Genomic DNA, 11,863 nt, shown 5'->3' on the forward strand with positions numbered 1-11,863 from the left:
GCGGCCGCCCGGGCGGGGGATGGACGGGCGGCCGCGCGTTCCCGGAAGTAGGACCGGGTGGCCGGATCTTGGTGAATCCCCTCCCCGCGCTCCGTCGATGCTATGAATACATGCGCTGACCAGGCCATTCCCTCTTCGAGGAGTGCCCCGTGCCTCCGAAGCGGCACGAGGCGGTCGGTCCGGCGCGGCTCTTCGGTCACAGGGCCAGATAGCCCCCGTCCACGGGCACGGCCGCTCCGGTGACATAGGAGCCGGCGTCCGAGGCGAGCAGCAGCAGCACCCCGTTGAGTTCGCTGAGCCGGCCGGCCCGGCGCATCGGGGTACGGCGCTCCACCCAGGCCCGCCCCTTGTCGCTGCCGAGCATCGACTCGGTCATCTCCGACCAGAACCAGCCCGGGCACACCGCATTGACGCGGACGCCCCGCGCGCTCCACTCGGCGGCCAGCTCCCGGGTCAGGTTGACCACCCCGCCCTTGGAGGCGGTGTACGCGGCCTGCGGAAGGCTGCCGCTGGCCACAAGACCGTAGATGGAGGCGATGTTGACGACGGAGCCCCGGCCGCGCTCCAGCATGCCCACGCCGACCGCCTGGCTCAGCGCGAACACCGCCGTCAGGTTCAGCGCCACGATGGAGCTGAAACTCTCCACGGTCTGCGTCTCCGCGGGCACGGTCTCGGACAGCCCCGCGTTGTTGACCAGGATGTCGATCGGGCCGAGTTCCCCGGTGACCGTGCGCACCAGGCGCTCACGGTCCTCGGCCGAGGTCACGTCGCAGGGCACGGCGAGCGAGCCGGGCAGCTCGGCGGCGAGCTCCTTCAGCGGGCCCTCGCGGCGCGCGGCCAGGGCCACCCTGGCACCCGCGGCGGTGAGCAGCCGGGCCACATGCGCGCCGATGCCGCTGGAGGCGCCGGTGACCACGGCCACCCGGCCGTCGACCCGGAACAGCGCGGTGGGGTCCTCGACGGGAACGGTCGCATTCGTCACGGCTGGTTCACCTCCACGATCGCGGCGGACCAGGTGAACCCGGCGCCGGCACTGAGCAGGACGAGCAGATCTCCGGGCCGTACGTCGTCCCGGTCGAGCAGGTCGGACAGGTTGGCGACGGCGTCTCCGGCGCCCAGGTGGCCGGTGTCCGCGCCCAGTCGGACGATCGGTGCGGCGCACACCTCGGCGAACGCGGGCTCGTACGCCTCGGCCATGACGTGCCGGGCGAGCCTGGGCAGCGCCGCCGCGCGCAGCCGCTCGTCGTCGCCGGCGACCCCGGCGTCGCGCAGGGCCCGCGCCACCACGGAGGTGACCGCGTCGTGCGCGATCGGCCCGAACGGCAGGGTCGGGTTGGCCGTGAGGAACTCCTTCTTGGCGAGCTTCGGCAGCAGCGTCTTGAAGCCGCTGGTGGGGGCCGGGCTGAAGGGTGCGTCGCCGCGGTGCATGCCCTCCAGGACCGGGGCGGCCACAGTCACCGCCGACAGCAGGCGTACGGAGCGGCCGTGCGGGGCCCGGTCGACCAGGACCGAGGTGGCGCCGTCGCCGTAGCAGACCCCGTAGTCGCCGCCCCAGCGGTCGAAGCCGGGCTGCGGGAAGCAGTCGGCGGTGGTCACCAGGGCGGGGCCGGCCGCGGGGGCGGCGAGCAGCCGGCAGGCGGCCTGCACGATCGCGGCCGCCCCGCCGTTGCACATCTGCTGGATGCCGACGGGCTCCGCGGCCACCGCCCCGACCTGCTGGGCGAGGTAGTGGGCCGGGGACCAGAACTCGTGGCCCTGGTGGTACGTCCACGCGTGCAGCAGCTGACTGATCCGCTCGGGTGGAACACCGGACGACTCAAGGGACCTGACGGCCGCGAGCGCGGCGAGCCGGACCGGCGCGAGGGAGCTGGTACGCAGTGCCGTATAGGCGTACCGCTCGGCGTTGGGCTCGTCGATCAGCAGGCCGGCGACCGCGTCCGACACCGGCTGGGCGTGCTCGCCGAGCACATGGCCGGGGGCGCTCAGGTGGACGGGTGCGTCAAACCGCATCGCCGGCTCCGGTGGTGTGGGCCGCGGCCAGCCGGACCCGCATCCGGGCGACGGTCTCGTCCTGCTGGACGAAGGCGGTCTCGGTCCGCAGGCCGCCGTCCACCGGGTCGGCCACGCGCCGGGTGACGACGGTGATGTCGCTGTCCAGCTCGGCGAAGCGCAGGTACTCGGCGTCCAGGTACTGCGGGTAGTACCCGGTCGGGTCCGGGTCCTGTCCGTCGGCGGCGAGCAGCAGCGCGGCCTGCCGGGCGGCCTCCATCATCACCGGTCCCGGCACATGGTCCTGGGCGTGCTCGAACATGCTGGGATGCGTGGTCGGCACGCGCAGTCGGGCGCGTACGGCGCCGTCCGTCACGTCGGCGTTCTCCAGGACCACGTTCTCCGCCTGCTCGCGACCCACCAGCCGGGGAGGCGGGGCGACTCCGTCGGTGCGTACGGGCACGGCACTGGACATCGGCGGCGGGGTGGCGCGGTGGCTCATGCGCAGCTTCTCGTACACGGTGTCGGGGCGCTGCGCGGTGTCGACGGTGACGACGCCCACCTGCCGCCCGCCGGCCATGACCCGCACCTGGTGCACCACGCGGGAGATGGCGTCCCGGTAGTTCTTGGCGAGCTGCACGTCGCCGAGGAGCAGCAGGTCAAGTGCGCCGCGGGCCCTGAGCGGGCCGGGGTCGGTGATCTCCAGGGAGGCGGTCGCGGTGATGGACTTGGTGTCGTGGCCCGCGTCGTGCTGCAGGTGCATCGCGCACAGCAGCATCTGGCGCACGCTCTCGAACACCGCGAGCGGGTCGTGCATCGCCGGCCGGGCGGTGTGGTCGCCGTAGTAGAAGTGGCGCGGCGGCAGTTGGGCCGCCGCCCGGAAGGTGTTCTCGTCGACGGACTGGAAGTCGGTGAGGAACACCTCGGAGATCGCCGAGCGGTGCACCAGCCGGCGGGACAGCGTGCGCTGGGTGGACAGGATCTGGGCCGCTTCGGTGGCCTGGACCGGCTCGACCTGGCTCAGTACGGACATGACGGGCTCCTGTGCGGTGCGGGGTATGGGGGGCGGGCTCAGACGGCGGCCGGGGCGGCCGTGTCGAGGAGGCGGGAGACCTGGCGGGCGGCCTGCTCGGCGTCGTGGAAGTGCACGGCCTGCCAGCCGGCGGCGATCGCACCCACCACGTTCTTCTCCAGGTCGTCCACGAGCACGCACTGGTGCGGTTCGAGCCCGGCCCGCTTCGCGGCGAGTTCGAAGATCGCGGGCTCGGGCTTGCGGCTGCCCACGGCGTGGGAGAGGACGATGTCGTCGAAGTGCGAGTCGTCGATCATGAAACGGCGGTGGCGGTCCCACGACGGCGGCAGGTTGGAGAGCAGCCCGACGAACGCGCCCCTGGCCCGGAACGTCTCCAGATGCGCCGTCCAGGCCCCGTTGGCGGGGCGCCCGGCGAACCAGCGGTCGCCGAAGTTCTGCAGGTCGGCGACCACCCCGAAGGTGCCGCCGAGGACGTCCTCCAGTTCGTCGGACCAGGTGGCCTCGTCGATCAGCGGGATGTCTATGGCACCCATCGAGTCGGTGCCGTACTTCTCCCCGACCAGGCGCATCGACTCCTTCAGCGCCCACAGCGGGACGCCGACGCGGTCCGCGAACTCGTTGAAGGTGACGCCGACCGGCGGGGTGAGCACACCGCCGAAGTCGGTCCATACGGCCAGGGAGGAAGAGGAAGAGGAAGAGGGAGCGGGGGTGGGGCCGGTGGGGCTCATGACAGGTCCTTGGAGTGAGTAGGTCGGCAGGGCAGGGGGCGGGTTCGGGTCACAGGCGGTACAGGAGCCCGCCGTAGTACCAGCCGGAGCCGACCGCCGTGGACAGCACCAGGTCGCCGCTCCTGACGACGCCCTTCTCGGCGTACTCGGACAGGGCGATCGGGATCGAGGCACAGCCCGTGTTGCCGCGCTCGGCGAAGTTGGTGAGGAACCTGGCCGGCTCCAGGTCGAGGCCGTCGCGTACGCCGGCGTGGATGGCGTTGTTGCCGGGGTGCGGGACGAGCCAGTCGATTTCGGAGGTCTTGAGGTCGTTGCGGTCGAGGAGGTTGCCGGCGACCTTCAGGCTGGAGCGCACCGCCAGGTCGATGAGCTCGGGCTTCGGCCGCAGAAAGCCCTCGGGGGCACGAGCGGCGACGGTGTCGGCCTCGGCGGCGTCGCAGTCCAGGACCGAGTCGATCAGACCGCTCGGGTCGTCCGGGTCGCCCTTCTCCAGGACCACCGCGCCGGCCGCGTCCCCGAAGACCAGCTGGCCGCGGGTGCCGGGGCGGGCGCGGCGGGTGAAGCGGTCGGCCGCCACCACGACGGCGCGCTTCCAGCCGGGGTGTGCGGTGAGCATCGAGGCGGCGGTCTGGACGCCGTGCACGAAGCCGGTGCAGGCGCCGCAGACGTCGAAGGCGAGGGCGCCGTGCGCGCCGAGCCCGGCGGCGACTCCTGGGGCTATCTCCGGTATCCACTGGCGGTCCGTCCAGTTGGCCAGGACCACCAGGTCGAGGTCGTCGGCCTCGCGGCCTGCGTTCGCCAGGGCGGAGGTGGCGGCCTGGACGGCCATGAACTCCACGGTTTCGTCCTCGTCGGCGACATGGAGGGCGCGGACGCCGAGTTCCTGAGCGGTCTGCGGGGGGTAGGTGCGGCCGTCGAGGGTGACTTCGCCGTCGTGGGTGCGGTGGGTTCGGGGGTAGTAGTGGCCGAGGCCGGTGAACTTGAGGCCGGAACCGGTCCAGGTGCGGGTTTCTGTGCGACGGTGCATTTTCTTTGCTCCTTGCGTGGGTGGGTGCCACTGGATGTTGTGGGGCGTGTGCGGGTCTGTGGGGGCTGGTCGCGCAGTTCCCCGCCCCCCTGAGAGCGGTTGCGCCAGACCTGCGCTGCGATGAGCCGTCAGCGGAAGCGGCCGTCTGGGTCGAGGGTGCGGAGGAAGGCCAACTCCTCCGGCGTTACCGGCTTTTCGGGTACGACCCCGGAGGCGTCGGACTTCCAGGACGTGCGGGTGGCCACGGCCTCGGCGGCCTGGCGGGCCAGTTCCTCGGGGCCGTCGGGCGCGTCGTCTGCGGGGAGGTAGGTCGCCAGGCGGAAGCCGGGGGCGGCTCGGGTGAAGCGGCCGAAGTCGCTGACCACCTCGCGGACCCGGTGGCCGGGGCTGGTGCGGTAGGCGACCTCGGTGACGTAGCGGCGGCGGGACGACGGTGCGATCACCACGCAGTCCGTGCTCGACGCGATGTCGTTGGCGCCGCCCGAGCCGGTCAGCCAGCGGCCGTCCGCGCCGCGGCTGGTGTTGATCGTGCCGCTCTCGTCGATCTCTGCGGCTGCCAGGACCCCCAGCGCCCGGGGGTTGGCCGCCACCATGCCGCCGAGGATCTCCGGGATGCCGGCCAGCATCTCGCTGCCCCTCGCGTGCAGCAGGCTGAACAGGAAGGTGTCCCCGCCTTCGGGCCGGAAGCCGTACATGCCCAGCTCGGCGACGACCTTGACGTCCTGTCCGCCGGCCCGCAGCAGCTCGGCCGCGAGCCAGGCCGCCATGTGCGAGGTGCCGATCCCCGCGAGCAGCGTGTCGTAACCGTGCGCGCGGACCTGCTCGGCGACGGCCCTGGCACCGAGCACGATCAGGCGTTCCTGGCGGGTGGGGGGTGCCGGGGGGACCGGGACCTGATCGGCGCGCGTGGCGGGCGCGGGGCCCGCGGTGGTGGGGTGGGGTGCCGTGGTCGGCGCGGGGCTGACCCTGGCGACCGCCTCCTTCTCGCAGCGGTAGATCTCCGCCCAGGTTTCCGTCTCGGCGTCGTAGTCGTCGTCCGCCCGGGTGGGGTCCGGGATGCGCAGGGCGGTGCGGCGTCGTGCGCCCAGGCGGTGGACGTACTCCTGGTGCGAGCCGGGGGCGGTGACCCAGGTGCGGTACCAGTCCTGGCCGCGTTCCTCGCCGTGGCAGGAGGCGACGATCTCCTCCAGGAAGGCGTAGTCGTCCAAGTAGCCGTCCACGCCGAGGAGTCGGTCGGTGCGCAGGGCCTGGGGGTGGGCTCCCAGGCGGGCCTCGGTCAGGCCCAGCACGCGTTGGCCGGGGATGACCACGCGGTCGTTGACGGCCCGCAGTTCGTCACGGCTGACGATCTTCTCCACCGAGGCGATCACCCCGCGCCCGGCGGCGTACGCGGCCCAGGCGCCCTCGCCGAGCGGCGGGACCAGGGCGATGTTGCCGTCCTCGTCGGCGGCCACGCCGTGCACGAGTGTCACGTCGGGGCGCAGCGGGGCGAGCAGGGTGATCTCCTCGCCCGGGCGGGCGGGGTCGGGGACGCGGTGCAGTACGTCCGGTTTGCCCTCGGCGAGGTCCGTGCCGGCCAGCGAACCGGTGACCGCGTACGGGGCTCCCTGCGCGCCGGCGATGAGCCGCTGTACGTAACTGAGCAGCGACCAGGCCTCGAAGGTGAACGGTTCGCCCCTCTCCAGGTCCGCGTAGAGGGGGTTGGGCCGGGGCGAGGGGTAGGTGTCCCCCACGAAACCGGCGATGACCTTGTCGGCGACACCGGACAGCGCGAGCGCGTGGGCCGAGGAGTGCACGGCGGTCGTGGAGACCGTCAGACGGCCGGCGGCGCCGAAGACCCGGCACAGGGCGTAGGTGAGGGCGTTGGGGCGGGACGGGGTGCCGGCCAGATGGACGTGGTCGCCGGGCCGGACCAGGGCGCGGACCAGTTCGTCCACGTCGGCGGCGATCAGGGGCCGGCTCATGACGGGGCTCCGAGCGCGACGACCGCCGTCTGGCTGCCGAACGCGAACGACATGGACACCGCGAGGTCCACCTCGGCCGGGCGCGGTCCCTCGAAGACGTGGTCGTGGTCGCACTCGGGGTCCGGCGTGGTGAAGTTGATGGTGGGCGCGAGCGTCCGGTGGTGGATCATCAGGCTGGTCGCGGCGACGTTGATGATGCCCGCCAGGCCGAACGTGTGGCCGTAGATGGGCTTGTTGGAGCTCAGCGGCGGGAGGGCGGCGGGCGTGCGCTCGGGGTAGAGGGCGCGCAGCGCACGGGACTCGGCGATGTCGTTGTAGCGGGTGGCGGTGCCGTGCGCGCAGAAGTAGTCGACGTCCTCCGCCTTGCGGCCCGCGCCTGCCAGGGCGTCCTCGACGACCGAGGCGGTGACCTTGCCGGTCAGGTCCATGGTGGTGGGGTGGGCGGCCTCGTTGAGGGAGGCGGCCGAGAGGATCTCGGAGTAGACGCGGGCGCCGCGGCTGCGGGCGACCGACTCCCGCTCCAGGCACAGCACGACGGAGCCCTCGCCGAGCGCGAAGCCCTCGCGGTCGTTGCTGTAGGGGCGCACCGCACGGCTCGGGTCCTCGCGCTCGGAGGAGAGCACCCCGTGGCCCATCGCCCGGTAGCAGGCGGCGACCTCCGGCACGATCGGGAACTCGTGGCCGCCGACCAGCATGGCGTCCGCGGCACCGGAGCGCAGCTCCCGCAGCGCGAGCTGGATGGCCTGGTGGCCGCCGACGCAGGCGTTGCTGACGGTGGTGACCAGGCCCTGGGCGCCGGTGTAGACGGCGGACAGGGAGGCCGGGCAGCCGGGCAGGCCGCGGAACATCGCGCCCTTGTCGCCGAAGGCGTCCGGGTCCGCGCCGGTGAGCACGTCGCGCCACCAGCTGAACGGGCCGCGGGAGGAGGACATGACGATGCCCAGCCGGCGCGGGTCCAGGGCGCCTGGACCGAGCCCGGCGTCCCGGCGGGCCTCGGCGAGCGCCGACATGGCGATGAGGATCTCCCGGGAGTACTTGGCCGCGTGCGCGTCCGTCAGCTCCGGGAGGAAGGGGTGATGGTCGAAGTCGTCGATCTCGGCCGCCGCGTACACCGGAAGGCCCGCCTGCTCCGCGTCGAACCGGGTGAGCCGGCCCACCTGGGACCGGCCGCCCGAGACGTTCGCCCAGAACCGGTCGACGGAGAGGGTGCCCGGGAGGACGACGCCGATTCCGGTGACGACCACGCGTTCTTCGGGTATCTCGAATTCACTGTTCGTCATGAAGAAAACGGTAGGCGCGGCCGGGACTTCGGCCATGGGCCGCCGGGTACCCTTTCAGGGGGAAATCAGTACTCGCGGTACCGGCTTCGAATTCTCGCCGGTAAATCGCCTTGGAAAACAAAGGGGCCGCCCTTCCGGAATGGAAGGGCGGCCTTTTGGTGAACGGTCGTCAGGAGTTCTGGTAGCGGCGCAGTTCGCGGCGGGCCAGTGAGGCGCGGTGCACCTCGTCGGGGCCGTCGGCCAGGCGCAGGGTGCGGGCGTGGGCCCAGAGTTCGGCCAGCGGGAAGTCCTGGGAGACCCCGCCTCCGCCGTGCGTCTGGATGGCCTTGTCGATGACCCATTCGGCCATCGCCGGCACTGCGATCTTGATGGCCTGGATCTCGGTGTGGGCGCCCTTGTTGCCGATCGTGTCCATCAGATAGGCGGTCTTCAGCACCAGCAGGCGGGCCTGTTCGATGCGGACGCGCGCCTCGGCGATCCACTCGCGGACCACGCCCTGCTCGGCGAGGGGCCGTCCGAACGCGACCCGGCTGCCGGCCCGCTCGCACATCAGGTCGAAGGCGCGCTCTGCCATGCCGATCAGCCGCATGCAGTGGTGGATACGGCCGGGTCCGAGACGGGCCTGTGCGATGGCGAAGCCCTCGCCCTCACCCGCGATGATGTTCTCGGCCGGCACCCGGACATCGTCGAAGACGACCTCGCCGTGCCCGCCGTGCGGACCGTCGGTGTAGCCGAAGACGTGCACACCGCGCTCGACCCGCACTCCCGGGGTGTCGCGCGGCACCAGGATCATCGACTGCTGCCGGTGGCGCGGTCCGTCCGGGTCGGTCTTGCCCATCACGATCAGCAGCTCGCACTCGGGCGCCAGCGCCCCCGACGACCACCATTTGCGGCCGTTGACGACATAGCTGTCGCCGTCCCGTTCGATCCGGGTGGTGATGTTCGCGGCGTCCGAGGAGGCGACGTCCGGCTCGGTCATGCAGAAGGCCGAGCGGATCGCCCCGTCGAGCAGCGGTTTGAGCCAGCGGTCCTGCTGCCCGGGAGTGCCGAACAGGGCGAGGACCTCCATGTTGCCGGTGTCGGGGGCCGCGCAGTTGACGGCCTCCGGTGCGATGAAGGGGCTGCGTCCGGTGATCTCGGCGAGCGGGGCGTACTGCAGGTTGGTCAGGCCCGCGCCGAACCGGTCGTCCGGCAGGAACAGGTTCCACAGGCCCCGACGGCGGGCCTCGTTCTTGAGTTTCTGCAGCACCGGGGGGCGCCCCCACGGGTGGCCTGCGGCGTGCTGGGCGTGGAAGACGGGCTCGGCGGGCAGCACCTGCTCGTCCAGGAAGGCGAGCATCCTGGTGCGCAGGTCCTCGGTCCGGGCGTCGTAGGAAAAGTCCATGGGGCAACTCCGTTGCAGACAGGGCGGGTTCTGGGCGCAGGGGGTCAGCCGGCGGTGCGCAGGGCGTCGTGGCCGCGGGCCACGAGCAGCGGTACGGCGTCGGCGAGGTTCGCGGTCTCCTCGCCGACGGTGAGGCCCTGCACGGTGCGGCAGTGGATGCCCTCGAGGATCGCGGCGAGCTTGTAGAAGGCGAACGCGGTGTACCAGCCGAGCCGTTCGAGGCCGGCCGTGCTGTGCGCGGCGTACCGCTCCACCAGCGCCTCGCGGCCGGGCCAGCCGGGCAGGGCGCCGGGGGAGGCGACCGGCGGGCGGTCGACGCCGGCGAAGCCGTCCCAGTACATGCAGAGCATGCCGAGGTCGGCCAGCGGGTCACCGAGCGTGGACATCTCCCAGTCGAGCACGGCGGTGACCCGGCCCGGGTCCGCCCGGTCGAGGAGCACGTTGTCCAGCTTGTAGTCGCCGTGCACGACCGCCACCGCGCCGGACGGTGGACAGGTCGCCGCCAGGCGGTCGTTGAGCTGGTCGGCGCCGTCCACCTCCCGGGTGCGCGAGGCGTCCCACTGGCGGCGCCAGCGCCGCACCTGCCGGGCCGTGAAGCCCTCGGGGCGGCCGAAGTCGGCCAGCCCCGCCGCCTGGGGGTCCACGGAGTGCAGCAGGGCCAGGGTGTCGACCAGCGCATGGGTGGTGCGCCGCGCCGAGTGCTCTCCCAGCGGCGCGAGTTCCGCGTCGCTGCGGTAGGTGATGCCTTCGGCGAACCCCATGACGTAGAACGGGGCGCCCAGCACGTCCGCGTCCCGGCACAGCGCATACGTCCGCGGCACGGGCACGCCGGCCGGGCCGAGCGCGCTCAGCACCCGGTACTCGCGCGCCATGTCGTGGGCGGTGGCCAGAACATGCCCCAGCGGCGGCCGGCGCAGCACGAGGGTGCGGCCGCCCCAGGAGAGCCGGTACGTCAGGTTGGACCGGCCGCCCGCCAGGGGGGTCACCCCGGTCAGCGGACCGCGGCCCGGCAGCCTGCTCTCCAGCCAGTGTGCGAGGCGCCCGGTGTCGATGCCGTCGAGGGCACCGGGCGCCGTGGTGGTGGTCGGTGTCGTCACGGTGCTCTCCGTTTCCGGCGGCAGGGGTCTGCGGCGATGAGGGTCTGCGGCGATACGGCACGGTCCCGGCCGCCGACGAGGGGCGGCCGGGACCGTGCTTGGGAAAGGGAAGAAAAGGGCAGGGATCAGCTGTCGGCGATGAGCTTGCCCGCGGCGCCCCAGCTGTCCGCCGGAACCTCCTGGATCCACACCTGAACCGTCTCCGCCGGAATCTTGTACGCGTCGACGAATGCGTCCGTGATACGGGCGACCAGGTCACGCTTGAGCTCGACGTCACGCGGACCCTGCTGAACGGTCACGATGGGCATTTCAACCTCCTGGGGGTTTTCTTGGGAGTTGTGTTTCGGACGCCGCGCTTTTCGGCGACGGCCTCGGTATGAATGGAACGCTAGGCGCGGCCCCGGGCGCTTTCAAGGAGAATGACTCCTACGGCACCCGCGCTGTGTTTCGTAGGAGACATCGCACCCCGGAGTCCGGTGCGGGCCGATAGATTTGGAGCGGCCCACCTTGCAGGCTTTTCAGGAAGCGGTGACGAGCGGGTCCCGACGGGACAGCAATTCGCGTCGGTTCGCCACGCCGAGTTTGGCGAGCACGTTGCTGACGTGGTTCTTGACGGTCTGCCGGGCCAGATGGAGTTCGGCCGCGATCTCGTCGTTCGAGTACCGGCCCAGAAGCAGTCCCAGTATCTGCTGTTCGCGTGCGGTCATTCCGGGCACGCGCGGCTGCGTTCCCGATTCGGGGGCAAGGCCGGCGTGCTCGCGCAGATACCAGACGTGCCGTCCCGCCGCGAGGGACTCCACGGCCCGCACGAGCCGCTCGGGCGACGCCGTGCGGTGGACGAAACCGTCGGCCCCGCCGGCCAGGCACGCGGCGACCACCGCAGGGTCGTCGGCGCCCGTGAACATCAGGACGGTCGGTGGCCGGGCAAGCCCCTTGACCTGCCGGCACAGCTGCACCCCGTCGCCCCGGCCCGCCAGATCGACCTCGGTGACCAGCATGTCGGCCCGAAGCCGGCGCACCAGATCCAGGGCACCCTGCCGGGTCTTCGCCTCCTGGGCCTCGTCGACCGCTCCGGAGCGGCGCAGCAGTGAGGCCACCGCGGCGCGGGATATCGGGAACGGGTCGGCGATCACGGCGATATGACGGGCCGAGAGTGTTTTCTCCTCGCTCATGTTCTGTCTCCAGGTAGAGAGTGGCGGTGAATGCGCGACTCCTTCCGGCGGGGTGGGGGAAACAGGCCGGGGGAAACCGAATCTAACCGCAGGAGAGAGGAGTTGAACCGGCAATGCCACCAGAGTGCCCGGGCGCCTTGTCACCTAGGAATACCCTCGCCACCCTTTCGGAGCGTGTGCGGCCCGGCC

11 protein-coding genes are annotated in these 11,863 nt (G+C 72.1%); all 11 read right to left on the reverse strand.

Going from position 1 to position 11,863, the window contains the following annotated elements:
- Window positions 1-196 precede the first annotated feature (196 nt).
- Entirely contained in the window at window positions 197-982 is a 786-nt protein-coding gene (locus AB0N07_RS37170) for an SDR family oxidoreductase (RefSeq protein WP_365842922.1), read from the reverse strand.
- Window positions 979-2,010: a 3-oxoacyl-[acyl-carrier-protein] synthase III C-terminal domain-containing protein gene (locus AB0N07_RS37175; protein ID WP_365842924.1), complete on the reverse strand. Its 1,032-nt coding sequence runs from the start codon at window positions 2,008-2,010 to the stop codon at window positions 979-981. The genes AB0N07_RS37170 and AB0N07_RS37175 overlap by 4 nt, the downstream gene beginning before the upstream one ends.
- Complete coding sequence (locus AB0N07_RS37180) at window positions 2,000-3,022, reverse strand: AfsA-related hotdog domain-containing protein (protein WP_365842926.1); 1,023 nt, start codon at window positions 3,020-3,022, stop codon at window positions 2,000-2,002. The genes AB0N07_RS37175 and AB0N07_RS37180 overlap by 11 nt, the downstream gene beginning before the upstream one ends.
- Before the next feature lie 38 nt (window positions 3,023-3,060).
- Window positions 3,061-3,750, reverse strand: a complete 690-nt coding sequence (locus AB0N07_RS37185; protein WP_365842928.1) for an HAD-IA family hydrolase — start codon at window positions 3,748-3,750, stop codon at window positions 3,061-3,063.
- 49 nt (window positions 3,751-3,799) lie between these two features.
- Window positions 3,800-4,777 carry a ketoacyl-ACP synthase III gene (locus tag AB0N07_RS37190; RefSeq protein ID WP_365842930.1) on the reverse strand — a complete coding sequence of 326 codons (978 nt, stop codon included), beginning with the start codon at window positions 4,775-4,777 and terminating at the stop codon, window positions 3,800-3,802.
- A 128-nt stretch (window positions 4,778-4,905) separates the two neighbouring features.
- Window positions 4,906-6,741, reverse strand: coding sequence for a CoA-transferase (locus AB0N07_RS37195; protein ID WP_365842932.1), 1,836 nt, complete (start codon window positions 6,739-6,741; stop codon window positions 4,906-4,908).
- Window positions 6,738-8,021 (reverse strand): beta-ketoacyl-[acyl-carrier-protein] synthase family protein, encoded by a 1,284-nt coding sequence (locus tag AB0N07_RS37200; RefSeq protein ID WP_365842934.1) that lies wholly within the window; start codon window positions 8,019-8,021, stop codon window positions 6,738-6,740. Before AB0N07_RS37200 ends, AB0N07_RS37195 begins: the two co-directional genes overlap by 4 nt.
- 169 nt (window positions 8,022-8,190) lie before the next feature.
- Entirely contained in the window at window positions 8,191-9,405 is a 1,215-nt protein-coding gene (locus tag AB0N07_RS37205; protein ID WP_365842936.1) for an acyl-CoA dehydrogenase family protein, read from the reverse strand.
- A 44-nt stretch (window positions 9,406-9,449) separates the two neighbouring features.
- Entirely contained in the window at window positions 9,450-10,502 is a 1,053-nt protein-coding gene (locus AB0N07_RS37210) for a phosphotransferase family protein (RefSeq protein WP_365842938.1), read from the reverse strand.
- Between the two features lie 125 nt (window positions 10,503-10,627).
- Window positions 10,628-10,810: a 4-oxalocrotonate tautomerase DmpI gene (dmpI, locus tag AB0N07_RS37215; RefSeq protein ID WP_030941186.1), complete on the reverse strand. Its 183-nt coding sequence runs from the start codon at window positions 10,808-10,810 to the stop codon at window positions 10,628-10,630.
- A 210-nt stretch (window positions 10,811-11,020) separates the two neighbouring features.
- On the reverse strand, window positions 11,021-11,674 hold the full coding sequence (locus AB0N07_RS37220) for a response regulator transcription factor (RefSeq protein WP_365842940.1): 654 nt from the start codon (window positions 11,672-11,674) through the stop codon (window positions 11,021-11,023).
- Window positions 11,675-11,863: the final 189 nt, after the last annotated feature.

The organism is Streptomyces sp. NPDC051172 (assembly GCF_040682555.1).
In the GTDB taxonomy this organism is placed as follows: domain Bacteria; phylum Actinomycetota; class Actinomycetes; order Streptomycetales; family Streptomycetaceae; genus Streptomyces.